Genomic DNA, 20,125 nt, shown 5'->3' with positions numbered 1-20,125 from the left:
CAATATAGTATCACCAGACATAAAAGGCTCAGCACAGATACCGAGCTTATGACCAAAGATGTCTTTACTTATTCTGCCCAGGACAGGCTGCTTACACAAACCCATCAGATCAATTCTGGCACCATAGAACTTATGGCCGGCAACAATTATGACGAACTGGGACAGCTGGTTTCTAAAAAAGTAGGAAATACTGCCGCAGCACCAACGCAGAATGTAAATTATACGTATAATATCCGTGGCTGGCTTACAGCAATTAATAATGTAAATGCACTGAGTATAGCGGGAGACCCTAAAGATCTTTTTGCTTTTAAATTAAATTATAACACTGCCACAACTGCGGGCGTAAGTGCTTTATATAATGGAAATATTTCAGAAACCTACTGGACAAGCAATAACTCAGAGACGCTGATAAGAGGATATGGTTATGTATACGATAATCTGAACCGTTTAAAAACGGGTATTTCTAAACAAAACGGAACTGTAAATAATTATTATGATGAAACTTTAACGTATGATAAAAACGGAAATATCTTAACTCTGGCTCGTAATGGTGACCCTGCAGCTATAAAACAGATTGATAATTTAGCCTACAGTTATGGCACCGGCAACAGTTTAAACCAGCTTACAAAAGTAGTAGACAATGCGACAACTTATAAAGCAGGCGGTTTTGTAGACAGTGCGGCCAATACGGTAGATGATTACAGCTACGACGCCAATGGTAATATGACCAAAGACAATAACAAAAACATAACGGTCATAACGTATAACCATTTAAACCTGCCGACCAAAATAACTTTTGCCACAACAGGAAACATTGTATATCTTTACAATGCAGGTGGACAGAAAGTTCAAAAGATCGTAACAATAACAAGTCCGTCAAGTGTTACAACAACAGATTATCTCGGAGGATATCAGTACGATAACGGCTCTTTGAAATTTTTTCCAACGGCTGAAGGGTATGTAGAGCCTGTATCGGGTTCTTATAAATATATTTATCAGTACAAAGATCACCTAGGCAACATTCGTGTGAGTTATGATAAAACACTTGCTATTAAAGAAGAAAGTAATTTCTACCCTTTTGGATTGAAACAGGAAGGGTATAATTCTGTTAAAACTGGTGTTGAGAATAAGTTCAAGTATAATTCGAAAGAATTGCAAGATGAGCTGGGGCTTAACTTCTATGACTATGGTTGGAGAAATTATGACCCTGCAATTGGTCGTTGGATGAACACTGACCCGTTAGCTGAATTTTATGTTGGAATAACACCGTATTCTTATACATTTAATAATCCTGTGAGGTTTATTGACCCAGACGGGAGATATGTTGATGATTCATATATTTATCAAAAATATACTAGTGGTAAGCATAAAGGAGAGTATAAAAACCCTAATTTAGTTAAAGCTTGGGAAGCATTTGCCAGTTCAAAAACTGGAATTGCATTTTTAGCTAATTTTGCAGAAAAGAATCAAGTTATTGCTGGTCATAAATATGAAGAAAGTGGAAAATATGACAAAAATAATACAGATTTGAATTTTGGAAGTTTAGAGAAGGGTGATGTTGCGAGTGGAAGAACTAGTCATGAACAAAAAGGAAAGCACCTTCAACTTACCATTATGGTAGATGCTAGTGATGTTTCTAGTAAAATTTTCCCTGAAGCAATTGCTTTTGAAATTGATAATATAGCACATGAATCTTTTGCTCATGTTGATAGTTATGCTGAAGATTTTTTTGATGATGGTAATTTAAATTTTTCAAATGTTCTTCCTGAATATGTCAAAGCTGTAAATGACCAAATAAAAAGTGACCCAGCTAAAGGTCGAAAAGGAAGAAGTAACGTTTTACAACATTGGATGGAACAATATAACCAGACATTCAATAAGAAAACTTTTCCAATTTTGAAGGAATTTTATAAAAATGCTAATATCAAAAAAAGTGATGCTGATATTAAAAGAATGATTAATACATATCAAGAAAATTAAAAAAAATGAAATTAAATATTATGTTAATTTGTTTACTGTTTTTATATAGTTGTAAGCAAGAAGAAAATAAGTCATACAATTTAGATTTAACAATTAAATATAATGCATTTTTAAATTCTTTCAAAATTGATAATGAAGGGAATGCAATTGTCTTAATTAATGAAAAAGGACAACAACCAAAAATTTATAAAGCCTCCTTTAGTAAATCAGAAATGAATTTCATTAATAAATCAATACAAAATATAGATTTTACAAAATGTGATTCAATTGAAAGTGACTATGCAGATGGAACACGCTACATATTAATGTTAAAAAATGTTGAGACAAACAAAGATATTGTTGTGTTAAGCGATTATTGTGAAGAGCAAAAACCATTAAATAAGCTAGTTTTTTACATTTCAAGAACTTTTGAAAAGAAGAAAAAAGAAGATTTTTATAAAAGTGTTAGCGGTTTAGTATTTGTAAAACCAGACCTTTTAAATGTCCCTTTAAAGAAATAAGGTAGTGTTACAGATTAGGTGTTTTTATAATTTAACCACTTGACTTACTGAAAAAGAATATTAAATTTTATTTATTGCATAGAAAAGAGACGACCAGCAGGTCGGGTAATGTATCACATGTGTTGGTGGCTAATTATGCATCAAACATTGACAGAAAATCAGATATTTACATTAATATAGCATAAAAATTAAAACAGCCTTTGGGCTGTTTTTTTATTTTATAATGCTTTAAATCGAAAAAAATGGAGTCAAACCAGACTAGGTGTTGCAGATGTGTTGATGATATTCGAAAGATGATAAAATATGGAAAGACAAAGTCTGGTACTCAAAGATATATTTGCAGAGCATGCGGGAAAACTAAAGTTGAAAATTATGCATATCTTGCTTATAAGGCAGAGATAAACCAGAATATTATCCAATTAACCAAAGAAGGTTTAGGGATAAGAAGCACGGCAAGAATATTAAAAATATCAACGACAACACTATTAAAAAGAATCATTTTAATTGCCAGAAACATCGTTAAGCCGATTATCAGCAGAGGCAAAACGGATGAAGTCGATGAGCTGTGCACTTATGTTAGGCATAAGAAAAATTACATCTGGCTGGTTTATGCTTTGGAAAAGAATTCTAAAACAGTTGTGAGTTTTAATGTTGGAAAACGAACCAATAAAACTCTGAACCTTGTTTTGGAAACTCTGAAATTATCAGAAGCAAAAAAGATCTTTACGGACAGGCTTAAAAACTACAGATACTTAATTGACGAGAAAATGCACTCAGTAAAACGTTTTGTCACCAATCACATCGAAAGGAAGAATCTGACACTCAGAACCCATCTAAAAAGATTAAATCGCCGGACAATCTGCTTCAGTAAAAGCTTAGTGTTTTTAATGCTGTTTTGAAGATTTATTTTTGGAGTTGAAAATAAAACCGAATAGCCTTCTGTATGAATGTAGCAGATAGACAAATTTTGCTGAACCGAAAACATTATTATTTGTTTCATATTCATTAGTAAAAAAAGCGAGGCACAGAACTATATGTTTTCCATAAAGTGAAAATTTTGCTTTCATGAATCAAATTTGATATATACAGTTTTGACGACCAAAATGATATATTCAAATTTAATGCTATTGCATATTATTTCAAATTATTGCGGTAAAACACAAAATGCTGCGACTCGCTTTATACTATATTGACTTTTCAGTCTTTTAGATTAATCGTTTTTTGTAATTAATCGTGTACCGGACTCTGTGTACAAGGACAGTTACTGATAGCCTGTAAGAAATCAAATCCGATGGTTACAACGTGTGTACCTGAATTATAGGCTGATAAATCGTTAAACATAATCTGGTATGAATATCCGAAATAAAACTTAGACTTCATGAAACCAACCATAGGTCCAACTGATAATGGTTTTGGAAACTGGTCGTTTAAGAAACGATAGGAAACTCCTGCCCAATAGTAGTCTTCGTAACGATTGTATCTTCTGTATTTGAAGTTGATATCGGTTGTTGAACGTTTATCACTTGCAAAATACTGAAAGAAAACTGATGGTTCATATTCGACACGATTGTTTTCGGCATCATGAAAAACCATTCCAGTATAAACCTGATAATTTGAAAGTAAATCTGGTTCTACACCTCGATACTTATCGGTATTTTTCTTTAAGACGTTATTAGCATTAAAACTCACATAGAAACCTTTATTTCGGTACAAGGCACTAATATCAAAGTTGTTGTTGGCATTGTATCTATTGTCTGTAACTGTTGGATCTATAACAGGATGTTCGATAGTGGTATTAAACTCATCCGTATCAATTCTAAATGTATTGAAGTTGTATGAAATACCAAAAGATAAATACTGCTTAGAATAATAATCCAGAATAAGGTGATGTGCAAAGGAGACTTTAGCTCCTGTTTGTCTGGTATATCCGTTTTTATCGTTGTACAACGAAATACCCACACCTGAACGATCTAACACTCTAAAGTCGGCATAAAGTGACTGATTTATTGGTGCGTCTTTAATTCCAACCCATTGTATTAAACCATTGGCTCTAATTCTAAGGTTATCACCAATACCTGCATAGGCAGGAGAAAGCACAAAAGGGTTATCAGCTAAATACTGAGTAAAAACTGGTAGGTTTAACTCTTGGCTGTAACTTGTTGTTACAGCCATGAGTACTAAGGATAAAATAAACTTTTTCATTGTATTAATTTTTTTAGATAACATCATAGGGGCTATTATTTTGTTATCTGTATAAAGTGAAATGTCCAACAAACTCTCTTGCATCATTCACGTCATTAAGTTTAAGAACATACCAGTAATCACCTGTTGGTAATTCCTCGCCATTGTATCTACCATCCCATTTTTGACCATAATGATATTTAGCAATCTGACGTCCGTATCTATCGAAGATCGCAAACTCAAGATTCGTGTAAATATTTGTACAACCAGGTCCCCAACCATCGTGAGTTCCGTTTGGTGTAAAGTAATTGTCAAGACAAACATCAATGTAAGTCATTGGAACCGTAATTGTGTCTGTACAACCATTCTGATCTCTTACCGTAATTACATAATCTCCAGATTTGTAGATTTTGAATTTAGTATCAGATGTAAACGGACCTCCGTTGAAACTGTATTCGTAATCAGGTCTTCCACCAATTGCAGTTACAGAAATTACATTCATCTCCGGCTGTCCTGCAGCTAATTGAATATGTAATTTATCAAATGCCTGAATATTGAAACTTGCTGTTGGCTGGATACATCCGTTAGTATGTCTTGCATAAATTACGTGATCCCCAGGAACAAGATCTTTAAATACATTTTCTAACTGGAATGGACCAGCATTAGAATCTAAAGCATAATCAACATCAGCTGCATCTACAGATGGATCGATAGTTACCGTTACTGTATTTGTTTCGCAACCGTATACAACTTCTGCTTGTGGATCGATGTCAACTGCTAATGGTACAAGAACATCAATTTCGAAGTTACATCCGTTTGCATCTCGAACGAAAGCTGTATGGTTACCTCCTGCAAGACCATCAAATGTATGCTGAGCTCCGGTAATCGGATCAAAAGGACCATTTGGTAAATCTAGACTCACAGTGTATGGAGCTGTTCCGCCAGTAATATCAATTGTAAATTCTCCATTTAAGTCTCCTTTACATTGTTCTCCTAATATTGAGTTAGGCGTAATTGTAACGATAAGCGGTGCTGCCGGCTGCGTGATTATTACATCAGTCATTACGTAACATCCGTTTTCGTCTTGTGCAATTACTGTATATGTTCCTGCCGGAAGTTTATCAAACACACTGATTGTATCAAACTGATTCAAGTCTGGTGAAATTGCATATTTAATAACTCCTGTTCCTCCTGTTGCTGTTACAACAATTTTACCATTGTTTTCACCGAAACATGAAACGTTTGTTGGAGTAAACTGCGCTTGTAAAGCAACTGGCGGTTCATTGATTGTAATTACTGCTGACGTATCATCACAATCTCCGCTTTCTACTTTAACTACATAATCTCCAATTACTAAGTCTTCGAAAATACCGTTATCTTTTGGACCCTGGATAATATTTCCAGCTGTATCTTCTAATCTGTAGATATAGTTTCCTAATCCGCCTTTGGCCTCAGCTACAATAACTCCTGTAGCTTCACCTGTACATTTTACAACTGCGTTTGTAACATCAACATCGATATCTAGTGGTTCCAGCGGATCGATTACGATCTCATTAGAAACATATCCAACACATCCTGCTGCATCTTTTACATAGTAGCTGTATTTACCAACAGCAACCGGGAAGGTAACTGAAGATGTAAATGTTCCTATAGTTGTTCCAAAATTAGCATCAATACTATAAGTGTAAGGAGCTGTTCCGCCTACTGCACTTAAAGTAAGTGTTGCCTGAGTTAAACATGTTTGTGAAGTAGTTTCAACTAAAGTTGGAATAACTTCTGTTGGCTCACTGATCACAATGTTTGCTGAAGTTGCAGAACAACTAAATCCGTCTGTAACAGTGATACTGTAAGTTCCGGCACCTAATCCGCTGAAAATTGGGCTAAGCTGTGGTCCAGAAACAACTACTGGATTTGCCGAAAGAATATTTAAAGTATACTGATAATTACTTCCTTGTCCGCCTGTTGGAGGAGCAACTGTAATAACTCCTTTTTTATCTCCGAAACATGTTAATGTTGTAGATGCTGCTGATGCATTAACCAAAATTGGTGCAGGAACAACTAATACTTCTGTTGCTGTAGCGATACATCCAACATTATCTCTAACGTTAATTGTATAGTTTCCTGCTGATAATCCAGACCATACATATTGAGCTGAATAATCTACTAAAGTAGTTCCGTTTAATACCAATTGGTATTCGTATTTATTATCCCATCCGCCAGCTGCAGAAGCAGTGATTTCTCCGTCGTTATTTCCTTTTACACAAGTAATATCAGACTTAGCAGTAGTTACAGAAAGAGCTGCTGCCGGCTGTTCTATTGTAAACAATGTATTTACTGTACAGAAAGGGTTATTCACTAAAGTTGCCACCACTGTATACTGACCTGCAGTTAAGTTAGAAATTCTAACCGGACCTGCATTTGCAGAAGTTCCGTTACTAGGAACCGGACCTGTAATTACATAGTTGAATGGACCTGCATCATCTGTAGGATTCAATTGATTATCTACAAAAGTTAAGTCAACACTTCCGTTTGCAGTACCGTAACAGATTTGTCCGTTAACCGCAACTGCGTTAATCTGGAATGTATTAGGGTCATTCACATAATGTGCCTGTTCAATTGAACATCCTGTTGCAGGATTAGTAACGGTAATAATGTAATTTCCTATCGTTAATCCTGTGAAGACACCACTTGTATTTGTTTGGTTAAATGTGTTTCCATCAGTTCCTGCAACTGTATAGTTTAATAATGCCGGCGTTCCTCCGATTGATGTTACAGTTACTGTAATATCTTCATTAGAAATACAAGTTACGGCAGTATTTACAGCTACATTTATTTCATCTAAACGAATGAATGGATTAACAGTTATTGTTCCTGTGCTTGATCCCATACATCCTTTATCATCGTAAACATTTACAGTGTAGTTTCCACCTGTGAAGTCTGATTCACTATAAGCATTACCAGCTCCTTTTTGAACTGAAACGCCATTTTTGAAGAACTCATAAATTGTATAAGTTCCAGAACCACCTGTAACACTATTTACTGTAATAACTGCATAGTTTGGAACATTTGTTCCAGCTGTACAATTGTATTGTGTAATAACTGGTGCATTAACTGTAATTACATTTGGCTCTGCAATTCTAATATCTTCAGAATCAACACAACCTCTTCCAGAAGTTACTGTTACGGTATAATCTCCAGCCGCAAGGTTTTCAAAAATGTTTTGAGTCTGAGCTGGTCTGTTAACAGCTGCTCCTAAAGCAGTAGTTCCTGTTAATGTATAAGTATAAACCGGATTATCGTTTACACCTGGAGCACTTGGAGCTATATTAGCTGTGATAGATCCATCAGTATTTCCTTTACAAGAAACATTTGTTCCGTTTAAAGTAAATCCTGTAATTACTGTTGCCGGATCGATTACAATAGTAACATTAAAGTCACAAGTTGTCAATACGTCTCTTACTCTGATAACGTGTGTACCAGGGGCAACGTTGTTAAATACAGCCGGTGTAGTATTTACGATTACACCTCCGTCTAAAGTATATCTATAATTAGCTGTTCCTGAACCTCCTGTTGCAGTAGCAGTAATTACACCATTATTAAATGTACAGCTTGGCAATGTTGTAACTGTAGTCTCTAACTGTAAAGCCGGAGTGATAGTTACCGCAGCTGCTGCTGTTGCTGTACATCCGTTTGCATCTCTTACTGTTACATCATATGTTCCTCCAGCGTTTACAGTAAATGTAGGGCTTGTCTGGAAACCTGCTCCAATACTGTATTCGTAAGGCGCAACACCAGAACCAACAGTAACTGTAAATGTATATTCGCCTGCTGCCGTAGGACATTGGCTTGTAACATTAGCTGTTATTGCACTTGGTAATGGATCTACTGCAATTGTAATTGGAATAAATGTTTCACAACCTTTAGAATCTAATACGTATGCTCTCCAGTTTAGGTTAACAGCCGGATCTAAAACAGCATTGCTGCTATTTGTATAATCTGCCGCTGTTGGAGTTCCCGTTCCGGCAATGAAAGCATATTGGTAATCTGGCGTTCCACCTGCAGCAGTTACGCTAACCTGAGCACCTGAATTACAATTCGCATTTACATTAGCTGTCTGTGTTAATGTTAACACTGCAGGCTCACCAACTGTTACAGAAGCTGAATTTTTACATCCTGTTGTAGTATCTGTAACTTCAACTGTATACGTACCAACTGGTAAATTTGTTAATGTTACAACTTTTCCAACCTGAGTTAAAGTTCCTGTTGTTGGTCCTCCAATTAAAGCAGCTGTATAAGCTCCGTTGAAATTGTCAACATCAAATTTCACTGATCCATTTGAACCTCCATTACAACTTACGTCATTAATTAACTGACCTGCTGCTGTAATGTTTAATAACGGATCAACTGTGTAATACACATCGTCTTTACATCCGTTTGCGTCAGTTACCTGGAATAAATAAGTATCTGCTGTTAAACCTGTAAAGATTCCGTTTGCAGCACCAGAAACATTTGTAACTGCGCTGGCAGGAGAAAGAATCTCGTAGTGTAATGCACCAACACCATGTGAAACAGTTACAGTAACTGTGCTTGTTGTGTTAGCAGCTGGTGTACACCAAATATCTGTTCCTGTTACAGAATCGATTGTTGGAGGATCCAGTGCCGGAATTGTAACACTTACTGGTACAGCAATTATACAGTTATTAGCATCTTTTACATAAGCTGTAACTGTTCCTGCATTATAAGTAGTGTAAGTATTTACAGCACTATAATTCGTTCCGCCATTGAAACTGTACTGATAAGGCGCTGTTCCTGTTCCAGCATTTACATTGATTGTAACAACTGCTGGTTGAGTGGCATTACCTGTACCACAAGTTAAACTTTGAGTTAATACCGCAGTTGCAGCAAGAGCAGCTGGCTCCGTAATTGTAGCTTGTACGCTTACTGAAGAACATTGTTTAGCATCTCTAACTACAATATTGTAAGTTCCCGCAGTTAATCCTGTGAATATATTTGAAGCCTGGAATGCTCCTCCGTTGATACTATACTGATATGGAACAACTCCATTAGCAGCCGTAACAATAATACTTCCGTTATTTCCTCCAATACAGCTCACATTTGTTTGTGTAAATGTTGCCGATGGAGTTGTTGTAGGTGTTACTATTACCGGAATAGAAACTGCCTGACATCCCTGGCTGTCTGTTACTCTGAAAGTATAAGTTCCAGCAGCTGCAGCCGTGTAAGGTGATGTTGCAGGGAAGTATCCTCCTCCATTAAAGTCAACTTCNTCCCTGGCTGTCTGTTACTCTGAAAGTATAAGTTCCAGCAGCTGCAGCCGTGTAAGGTGATGTTGCAGGGAAGTATCCTCCTCCATTAAAGTCAACTTCGAATCCTGTGTAAGTATGAGTACCCTGAGTTGCCAATAATGTGATAACAGCTGATCCTGCACAAGTTAAATCTTGTGTTAAAGTAGCCTGTAATAGTAATTCCTGATTTAATGTATACGGACTAGAAACGATACATCCGTTGCCATCTTTAATATAGAATACATAGTTTCCTGGTGCATTCAATACAAAGTTAGGGCTTGACTGGTATCCGTTACCTATACTGTATGTTGGAGTTCCAACATAAGTTCCTGTAATTGTAATTGGAACCGGACCTCCCGTGTAACAATATAATCCTGCTGATGAATTGATTGTTGGCAATGCATCTGTAGCAATTGTTACATCGATTTTAGTAGTACATCCGTTTGCATCCATTGCATAAACATCCCATTGTGTATTTACAGTTGGGTCTAATACAGCACTTGCAACAGTATCGTAATCTAAAACATTTGGTGTAACTCCGTCCTGAACGAATACATATTTGTAAACTGGAGTACCGCCAGAAGCAAGAACTTCAACTTTAGCTCCGAAATTACAATTTGCATTTATGTTGCTTACAACATTAAGACCTAGAGCTGTTGGTTGCGCTACAACTACTGAAGCAGTTGCTGTACATCCTGTAACTCCGTCAGTAATAAGAACTGTGTAAGTTCCCGGAACTAATCCTGTCACGTTTACAGTATTTCCTGTTTGAGTTAGTGTACCTGTTCCTGCAGTTAATACTGCTGTGTAAGTTCCTGTGTAATTTGCAACTGTAAATTTAACAGCGCCATTTGACTGTCCATTACAAACTACATCACTTACTAATTGACCAGAAACTGTAATATTTGTTACCGGGTTAATAGTATATGATTCCTGGTAAGTACAACCGTTAGCATCAGTCACCTGGAATAAATAAGTGTCTGGAGTTAATCCTGCAAATACTGCTGAAGTTTGTTTCGCTACAACAATTGGAGAAAGAATCTCATAGTACTTGTTGTACTTGCCGCCGGAGCACAATAAATTGGTGTTCCTGTAATATCCATATTTGTCGGCGCATTTAACGCTGGGATAGTAATAGTAACCGGCGTTGCAATAATACAGTTGTTAGCATCTTTTACATAAGCTGTAATTGTTCCTGCATTATAAGTAGTCAACGTATTTACCGCGCTGTAATTTGTTCCTCCGTTGAAGCTGTACTGATAAGGCGCTGTTCCTGTCCCTGCTGTTACATTGATTGTAACAACTGCTGGTTGAGTTGAATTACCTGTACCACAAGTTAGAGCTTGTGTCAACGTAGCTGTTGCTGCAAGAGCTGTCGGCTCAGTAATCGTAGCTTGTACGCTTACTGAAGAACATTGTTTAGCATCGCGAACTACAATGTTGTATGTTCCCGCAGCTAATCCTGTGAATATATTTGAAGCCTGGAATGCTCCTCCATTGATACTGTACTGGTATGGAGTGATTCCATTAGCAGCAGTAACAATGATACTTCCGTTATTGCCTCCTATACAGCTCACATTTGTTTGTGTAAACGTTGCTGTTGGAGTTGTTGTTGGCGTTACTACTACCGGAATAGAAACTGCCTGACATCCCTGACTGTCTGTTACTCTGAAAGTGTAAGTTCCAGCAGCAGTTGCAGTATAAGGTGATGTGGCAGCAGCATATGCTCCGCTGTTAAAGGAAACTTCAAATCCTGTGTAAGAAAGAGTACCCTGAGTTGCTAATAATGTGATACTAGCTGATCCTGCACAAGTTAAATCTTGTGTTAAAGTAGCTTTTAGTAACAATTCCTGACGTAATGTATAAGGGCTTGAAACGATACATCCGTTACCGTCTTTAATATAGAATACATAGTTTCCTGGCGCATTCAATACAAAGTTAGGGCTTGACTGGTATCCGTTACCTATACTATATGTTGGAGTTCCAACATAAGTTCCTGTAATTGTAATTGGAACCGGGCCTCCTGTGTAACAATATAATCCAGTTGATGGATTGATTGTCGGCAATGCATCTGTAGCAATTGTTACATCAAGTTTCACTGTACATCCGTTTGCATCTTTAGCGTAAACATCCCATAGAGTGTTTACAGTCGGTGCTAATACTGCATTTGCACTATTTGTATAATCTCCAGCAGCTGGTGTAACTCCATCCTGAACAAATGCATAAGTATAGTTTGGCGTTCCTCCATTTGCTAAAACAGTCACTTTAGCTCCGAAATTACAATTTGCATTTACGTTGCTCACTAAGTTAAGGTTTAGAACTGTTGGCTGAGTCACAACTACTGAAGCAGTTGCAGTACATCCTGTTGTTCCATCAACAACCTGAACTGTGTATGTACCAGGAACTAATCCTGTCACGTTTACAGTATTTCCTGTTTGAGTTAATGTACCTGTTCCTGCAGTTAATGTTGCAGTATAAGAAGTTCCATAATTAGCAACAGTAAATCTAACTGCACCATTTGTATTTCCGTTACAAGTAACGTTACTTATTAATTGACCTGCAACTGTAATGTTAGTTACTGGTAAAACAGTATATGATTCCTTGTAAGTACAACCATTAGCATCAGTCACCTGGAATAAATAAGTGTCTGGAGTTAATCCTGCAAATACTGCTGAAGTTTGTTTCGCTACAACAATTGGAGAAAGAATCTCATACTTGCCGCCGGAGCACAATAAATTGGTGTTCCTGTAATATCCATATTTGTCGGCGCATTTAACGCTGGGATATTAATTGTAAGCGGTACCGCAATAATACAGTTGTTAGCATCTTTTACGTAAGCTGTAACTGTTCCTGAATTATATGTAGTAAATGTATTTACTGCGCTGTAATTTGTTCCTCCGTTGAAGCTGTACTGATAAGGAGCTGTTCCTGTTCCTGCTGTTACATTGATTGTAACAACTGCTGGTTGAGTAGCATTACCTGTACCACAAGTTAAACCTTGTGTCAACGTAGCTGTTGCTGCAAGAGCTGTCGGCTCAGTAATCGTAGCTGTTACAGTCACTGAAGAACATTGTTTAGCATCGCGAACTACAATATTGTAAGTTCCCGCAGCTAATCCTGTGAATATATTTGAAGCCTGGAATGCTCCTCCGTTGATACTGTACTGGTATGGAGTAATTCCATTAGCAGCAGTAACAATGATACTTCCGTTATTGCCTCCAATACAGCTCACATTTGTTTGTGTAAATGTTGCCGATGGAGTTGTTGTAGGTGTTACTATTACCGGAATAGAAACTGCCTGACATCCCTGGCTGATCCCTGGCTGTCTGTTACTCTGAAAGTATAAGTTCCAGCAGCTGCAGCCGTGTAAGGTGATGTTGCAGGGAAGTATCCTCCTCCATTAAAGTCAACTTCAAATCCTGTATAAGAAAGAGTACCCTGAGTTGCCAATAATGTGATAACAGCTGATCCTGCACAAGTTAAATCTTGTGTTAAAGTAGCCTGTAATAATAATTGCTGATTTAATGTATAAGGAGCTGAAACGATACATCCGTTACCATCTTTAATATAGAATGTGTAATTTCCTGGTGCATTCAATACAAAGTTAGGGCTTGACTGGTATCCGTTACCTATACTATATGTTGGAGTTCCAACATAAGTTCCTGTAATTGTAATTGGCACTGGACCTCCTGTGTAACAGTATAATCCTGCTGATGAATTGATTGTTGGCAATGCATCTGTAGCAATTGTTACATCGATTTTAGTAGTACATCCATTTGCATCCTTAGCGTAAACATCCCATAAAGTGTTTACTGTAGGATCTAATACTGCACTTGCACTGTTTGTGTAATCTCCAGCAGCTGGAGTAGCTCCATCCTGAACAAATGCATAAGTATAGTTTGGTGTTGCACCTGAAGCAATAACTTCAACTTTTGCACCAGAATTACAATTTGCATTTACGTTGCTCACTAAGTTAAGGTTTAATACCGTTGGCTGAGTAACCACAACTGAAGCAGTTGCTGTACATCCTGTAACATTGTCTGTAACCAGAACTGTATATGTTCCAGGAACTAATCCTGTTACATCTACTGTATTTCCTGTCTGCACTAATGTACCTGTTCCTGCAGTTAATGAAGCTGTGTAAGTACCGCCGTAATTTGCGACAGTAAATTTAACCGCTCCATTTGCATTTCCATTACAAATTACATTATTCACTAACTGACCTGCAACTGTAATATTAGTTACCGGATCAACAGTATATGATTTTTGATCTTTACATCCGTTAGCATCTGTTACTTCAAATAAGTAAGTATCCGGAGCCAGAGAAGTAAATATTCCGCTGGAAGCACCTGAAACATTTGTAGTTGCACTAGCTGGTGATAAAATAGCATAAGCTAAAGTACCAACACCATTAGTTGTTGTTATAGTAACTGTACTTGTAGTGTTTGCAGCAGGAGCACAATAAACAGGTGTTCCAGTAATATTTGTAATCGTTGGCGGGTTTAATGCTGGAATATCAACACCATTTGTTAAAGTGAAAATACATCCTTTTGCATCTTTAACTAAAACATTAAATGTTGTTCCGGCAAATGCTTCGTATGTATCTGTACTTGTATATGTTGTGCCACCATCAAAACTATATAAATATGGAGCAGTACCTCCCGCACCAGTTACTGTAACTACAGCTTTAGTCGGCACATTTCCGGCAGCACATGTTAATGCTGTCGTAAGAGTAGAAGTAGCTGTTAAAGCACTTGGCTGAGCAATAATAATTGCTGAACTTGGGTATAAACAAGATTTAGCATCTCTTACCGTAATAATATATGAACTTCCTGCTGTTAATCCTGTGAAAACGTTAGAAGTCTGGAAAGCTCCACCATCTAATTGATATTCGTAAGGACCAACTCCTGAAGTAACATTTACAGTAATAGTTCCATCTGCACCACCGTTACAGCTAACATCTGTTTGAACTGTAGTGAACACAGTAGGCTGGATAGGATCTAATGTTAAAGTAGTAGTAGCCTGACATGCTGTTGGCAGTTTAGCGTCACTAACTCTAAATGTATAATTTCCTAAAACACTAGTTGATAAAACATTTGATGCCATTAACGTATATGAAAAACCACCATCGGTAGAATATTCATAAGTATATGCTGTATTGTAACCTCCTGTAGCTGTTAATGTAATTTCAGCATTTGGAGTTGCTGTACAATCTAACTCTTTAGTTAATAAAGCATTTAATTGTAATTGTGGTTTAACTTCATAAGTAGTGGTAGCCGTACAACCGTTACCATCTTTAATTACTAAAGTATAAATACCAGAAGCGTTAAACGTAAAGTTTGGACTTGTCTGGAAAGTACTTCCGTTTACGCTATAAGTAGCTCCTCCAACAATTGCAGGATCAACAGTTCCTGTAATTGCTATTGTAAATGGATTACCATCATAACAAATTTCAGCAGGTGCTGTAATTGTTGGGTCAGCATCTTTATTTAATGTAACAGCTGCAAATTTAATACATCCATAAGCATCTTTTGCATAAGCAATATAGCTTCCTGCATTTCTGTTAAACGTATTTACAGAAGCCCATCCAGCAGTAGCTGCTGTTGGTGCAGGATCTGTCGATAATAATAACTGATAAGTATATGGTCCTGTTCCGTCTTTTGCAATTGCTGTAATTATACCAGAGTTTGGATTACAATTTGCATTTTTAGTAACAGAAGCTGTAACTGATAAATCAATAGCCGATTCAGTAATATTAAATGTATTTGTAGCAACACTACATCCAGCGTTGGTAGCACCTGCAGTTTCTTTAATTACAACAACGTAATTTCCAAAACCTAATGCCCCGATGTTGTTAAGTGAAAGTGAACCGTTAGCCGGAACAGTTCCTGTACCAGTAACTCCGGTAGTTACCATAGTTAAAGAGTTGAATATCTCATAACTAATTGGTGTTGCGATTGGATATGTACTGTTTATTGTAAGTGAAACATTTCCATTGTTACTTCCTTTACAAGTAACATTATTAGCTGTTAATCCGGTTACAGTTAAAGTAGAGTTCGTTGGAATAGGGAATTGAGCTGTTTCATAATAGTAACAACCTGTAAGTCCGTCATGTACGATGAATGTATATTTAACACCCGGCAATAAATTAGGAATAGACGTTTTCTTACTTCCCGGAGCATCTTCATCATACCATGGAAGTGCTGTAGGTGCAGTATAAGTCATTCCAGGACCTGTGTAAACAGCGAAATGGAAAGGACCAGGACCTGTGATATTAGTTGATCCCGCACCAATAGCTACAACTGCTGAACCTAATGAAGAACAATCAGCCGGTGGTGGTGTTACTGTAATATCAAGATCATCTGGTGGAGATGCAACAAATACATTTTGTTCAATATTTGTACAACCATTTGCGTCTGTAATTATGATTTGATATAAACCAAAGTCAACTACTTCAAAAACAACAGTAGCTCCTGTTTGATTAGTAATTTGTTTATTATAACCATTTACTCCTGTTACGTGGTAAATATAATTTGGAGTTCCTCCAGAAACAGAATTGATTGTAATAGCTCCTAAAGAAACACCTCCAGCACCACAAGTAATTGGAGTAACCGTTCTGTTAACAACAATTGGTGTTGGCTGTGTAATGTTAATATTGTCTGTGTCTGTACAACCTTTTGCGTCAGTTACAGTAATCACGTAATTACCAGCTGCTAGGCCAGATGTTTGTGAACCGTAATTAACTCCAGTTGTTGTATTTAAAACTGTATATACAAATGGTGCCTGACCTTTTGTATTATCAATAGTAATAGCAATAGCCGCTGTAGCATCACCATTACAGTTTATACTTTGAGTTTGTGTAACTCCTGTAATCTCAGGTAATACTGGTGTAGTAATGATAACTGCAGAAGATGCAGCAGTACATCCTCTTGAATCTGTTACTGTGAAAGTATATGAACCAGCAGTACCAGTTGTAAATACATTTCCGGCAAATGTTCCTGTATTAGGAGAGCTTGTATAAGTAAATGGTCCGCTTCCTCCCGTTGGCGTCAAGGTAACCTGAGCAGCAGTTGGAACTGAACATGTAATATCTTTATCTAATACAGCATTCAATGTTAATGCGTTATTAACAATAACAACATTACTATCTGCAGTACATCCGTTACCGTCTTTAATTTTAACCGTATAACTTCCAGGAGTAGTAACAACAAAAGTGTTACCAGCCTGATAAGAAGCTCCGCCATTAATACTATAGCTTAATGGTGCCACTAACCCTGTACCAGGTGTTGCAGTAATTGTATAACTTCCTACACCAAAACACTGACCGGCAGCAGATGCTGTAACAGTCGGCACTGGATCTTTAGAAATTGTAATGTCTAATTTAGTAGTACATCCATTAGCATCAATTACATATACATCCCAGTTTAAGTTAACTGCTGGATCTAAGTTTGCTTTATTATTGTTAGAATAAGCTCCAACTGCAGCACCATCCTGAACGAATGAATATCTGTAGATTGGTGTTCCTCCCGCTGCAGTAACAGTTACTGCAGATGTACTAACAAAACAGTTTGCATTTACTGCAGCATATGTTGCAGATAAAACAGCAGCAGGCTGATTTATTGTGATTGAAGTATTTGCTGTACAACCTGTTACCTCATCAGTAACAACAATTGCATAAGTATTTGCTGTTAAGTTTGGAAGAGTAACTGTTGAAGTGCTTACTCCAGTTACAGCAGTCCCGCCGTTAACTGTATAAGAATAAGTAGATCCGAAACCAGAAACATTTAATCTGATAGATCCAGTATTTCCTCCATTACACAATACATCACTTAATTTACTAGCAACAACTGTAATTGGTGTTACCGGATTTACTTTAAATGATTCTGTATAATAACATCCGTTTGCATCTGTAACTTTAAACATATAAGTACCTGGTGCAAGGTTTGCAAAAGCATTAGATGTTTGTTTAGCGATGATTACCGGAGACGGTGCAATTGTTTCATATTGTAAAGTTCCAACTCCGTTTGTTGCTGTTAAAGTAACAGTCGTTGTTGTAGCCGTACAAGTAACTGCCGGAGCAGCAAAAGTTAAATCTGTTGGAGGGTTTAATCTCAATAAAGTTCCTGAACCTGTTACCGGACAGCCTTTTGCATCTCTAACTGAGTATGTATAGGGCTGGTCAGCTCCATTATCATTTTTAATGTTAAAACATTATTTGAGCTGTATCCGCTTCCATTAAAGCTGTATTCGTAAGGGGCAGTTCCTGTTCCTGCTGTTACATTGATAGTAACTGTTCCTGCAACTTTTCCATTTGAAGTGTTACAAGAGAATGGAACAACTGTAGTTGTAGCAGCTAATGTTACAGGCTGTGTAATGGTAACCGCTACTGATCCTGTACAGTTTTTACTGTCTTTTACATAGAAAGTATAAGTTCCTGCTGCTAATCCTGTAAATACCGGATTAGTTGTAAACGGCCCTGCAACATTGTTGCTGTATGTAAATCCGCCTGATCCTCCAGCACCTGTTAAAGTAACCGAACCATCAGCAGNTAAATACCGGATTAGTTGTAAACGGCCCTGCAACATTGTTGCTGTATGTAAATCCGCCTGATCCTCCAGCACCTGTTAAAGTAACCGAACCATCAGCAGCTCCGTTACAGCTTGCATTTACCTGAGCAGCTGTAACTGTTGGGTTCGTAATTGGAGAAACAGTAACAACTGCAGTTTTTGTACAGCTGTTAGAATCTGTAATTACAAATGTATAAGTATCTGCATTGGCAGGTGTTACTGTATAAGTAAACGTTGGTCCAGCAATTGGAGCACTTGGTGCACTTGGTGTACCTGCACCTTTTTGTACTGTATAAGTATAAGTAGATTTACCACCGCCAATCGTAACTGTAATTGTTGCGTTTGGAGCAGCTGTACAATCTAATTCTTTTGTAACAGTTCCAGCAGCCGTTAATTGCGGATAAACTACTGTTGCAGCCGGAGCCGAAACAATACATCCGTTTTTATCTTCAATCTAATTCTTTTGTAACAGTTCCAGCAGCCGTTAATTGCGGATAAACTACTGTTGCAGCCGGAGCCGAAACAATACATCCGTTTTTATCTTTTACATACACTGTATAAGTTCCTGCAGCGACTGTAAATGTATTTGATGTTTGGAACGTTCCTGTTGGACCGCCAATTCCATATGTTAGTGGTGCTAATCCTGTCGCAGTTGCAGTAATGGTAAATCCGCTTCCTGAAGCTGTACATTGGTTATTAACCGTCACATTTGTGATTGCCGGCATTGAATCCAGAATAACGGTAACAGTTGATTTAGCTGTACATCCATTGGCGTCTTTTACATAAACATCCCAAACTAAATCAGCTCCCGAATTAGTNTGGCATTGAATCCAGAATAACGGTAACAGTTGATTTAGCTGTACATCCATTGGCGTCTTTTACATAAACATCCCAAACTAAATCAGCTCCCGAATTAGTGTCTACAGTTAAAACTGAACTGTTGCCATAAGTCGATGATGGAACAGTTGACGGGCTTTTCGCGAAAGCGTAAGTATAATTTGGTGTACCGCCTGTTACTGTAACTGTAATTTGTGAATTATCGTTATTACAATTTACGTTTGTAGCGACCGCTGTTGTAATTGCTAAAGCAGCAGCTGGCTGGCCAATAACAATACTGGCAGAATTATTACATCCTGTAGCAGTATCAGTTACCTGAACAGTATATGTTCCTGCTGCAACATTTGATAATGTTAATGTATTTCCTGATTTTGTTAATGTTCCTGAACCTAGAGTKCCTGCTGTTAAAGTAAATGTATAAGCACCAGCTACAGCATTTCCAGAAACAGTATAAGTACCTGATCCTGTGTTACCGCCTCTACATAAAACATCACTTGTTTTATTTCCTGTAAYKGCAATCGGAATAACCGGATTTACAATGTAAGGCTCTGTATAATAACATCCGTTTGCATCTGTAACTCTGAAAGTATAAGATCCAGGAGCTAAGTTWGCAAATGAATTAGAAGTTTGTTTTGSAATAATTGCYGTTGATGGAGCAATTGTTTCATATTGTAAAGCTCCAACTCCGTTTACGGCTGTTAATGTAACTGTTGCTGTTGTAGCCGTACAAGTAACCGCTGTTGAAGCAAAAGTTAAA

At 37.3% G+C, this 20,125-nt stretch carries 10 protein-coding genes and 1 pseudogene; 3 read left to right on the top strand and 8 right to left on the bottom strand.

All coding sequences use genetic code 11. From position 1 onward, the window contains the following. Positions 1 to 48 precede the first annotated feature (48 nt). From ASE21_RS22240 to ASE21_RS07135, 3 genes and pseudogenes are all read left to right on the top strand, one after another. Positions 49 to 1,980, top strand: coding sequence for an RHS repeat domain-containing protein (locus tag ASE21_RS22240; protein ID WP_057121914.1), 1,932 nt, complete (start codon positions 49 to 51; stop codon positions 1,978 to 1,980). Positions 1,981 to 1,985: 5 nt separating this feature from the next. Beyond that, positions 1,986 to 2,480 (top strand): hypothetical protein, encoded by a 495-nt coding sequence (locus ASE21_RS07140; protein ID WP_057121913.1) that lies wholly within the window; start codon positions 1,986 to 1,988, stop codon positions 2,478 to 2,480. Positions 2,481 to 2,722: 242 nt separating this feature from the next. Beyond that, a pseudogene (locus ASE21_RS07135) lies at positions 2,723 to 3,399 on the top strand (IS1 family transposase). A gap of 308 nt (positions 3,400 to 3,707) precedes the next feature. On the opposite strand, the gene ASE21_RS07130 reads toward ASE21_RS07135, so the two are convergent. The 8 genes from ASE21_RS07130 to ASE21_RS21560 all read right to left on the bottom strand — a co-directional run. Then, positions 3,708 to 4,682: a type IX secretion system membrane protein PorP/SprF gene (locus ASE21_RS07130; RefSeq protein ID WP_057122356.1), complete on the bottom strand. Its 975-nt coding sequence runs from the start codon at positions 4,680 to 4,682 to the stop codon at positions 3,708 to 3,710. A 43-nt stretch (positions 4,683 to 4,725) separates the two neighbouring features. Continuing rightward, a complete protein-coding gene (locus ASE21_RS22445; protein WP_410503561.1) occupies positions 4,726 to 9,822 on the bottom strand; it encodes a T9SS type B sorting domain-containing protein in 5,097 nt (1,698 codons plus the stop codon). A 124-nt stretch (positions 9,823 to 9,946) separates the two neighbouring features. Then, on the bottom strand, positions 9,947 to 11,041 hold a 1,095-nt coding region (locus ASE21_RS07120), incomplete at its 3' end, for a hypothetical protein (RefSeq protein WP_206779249.1). Continuing rightward, positions 10,984 to 12,696, bottom strand: coding sequence for a SprB repeat-containing protein (locus ASE21_RS07115; RefSeq protein ID WP_082603446.1), 1,713 nt, complete (start codon positions 12,694 to 12,696; stop codon positions 10,984 to 10,986). The genes ASE21_RS07115 and ASE21_RS07120, both read right to left, overlap by 58 nt. Then, positions 12,651 to 13,244, bottom strand: a complete 594-nt coding sequence (locus tag ASE21_RS07110; protein ID WP_262487408.1) for a SprB repeat-containing protein — start codon at positions 13,242 to 13,244, stop codon at positions 12,651 to 12,653. The genes ASE21_RS07115 and ASE21_RS07110 overlap by 46 nt, the downstream gene beginning before the upstream one ends. Beyond that, complete coding sequence (locus ASE21_RS07105; RefSeq protein ID WP_057121908.1) at positions 13,244 to 18,079, bottom strand: beta strand repeat-containing protein; 4,836 nt, start codon at positions 18,077 to 18,079, stop codon at positions 13,244 to 13,246. Before ASE21_RS07105 ends, ASE21_RS07110 begins: the two co-directional genes overlap by 1 nt. 434 nt (positions 18,080 to 18,513) lie before the next feature. Beyond that, positions 18,514 to 18,964 (bottom strand): hypothetical protein (locus tag ASE21_RS22440; protein WP_410503560.1); only part of this gene is annotated, 451 nt, incomplete at its 3' end. Positions 18,965 to 19,350: 386 nt separating this feature from the next. Then, the coding region (locus tag ASE21_RS21560; RefSeq protein ID WP_206779248.1) for a SprB repeat-containing protein at positions 19,351 to 20,125 on the bottom strand (775 nt) is incomplete at both ends.

It is taken from the genome of Flavobacterium sp. Root901, assembly GCF_001429765.1.
Classification (GTDB): Bacteria; Bacteroidota; Bacteroidia; order Flavobacteriales; family Flavobacteriaceae; genus Flavobacterium.
The sequence above is the reverse complement of the archived record's forward strand: the minus strand, read 5'-3'. Positions and strand labels throughout refer to the sequence as shown.

Coding starts and splice junctions, on each gene's coding strand:
- ASE21_RS22240 (WP_057121914.1), top strand. CDS start 49: ATGACCAAAGATGTCTTTACTTATTCTGCCCAGGACAGGCTGCTTACA.
- ASE21_RS07140 (WP_057121913.1), top strand. CDS start 1,986: ATGAAATTAAATATTATGTTAATTTGTTTACTGTTTTTATATAGTTGT.
- ASE21_RS07130 (WP_057122356.1), bottom strand. CDS start 4,682: ATGAAAAAGTTTATTTTATCCTTAGTACTCATGGCTGTAACAACAAGT.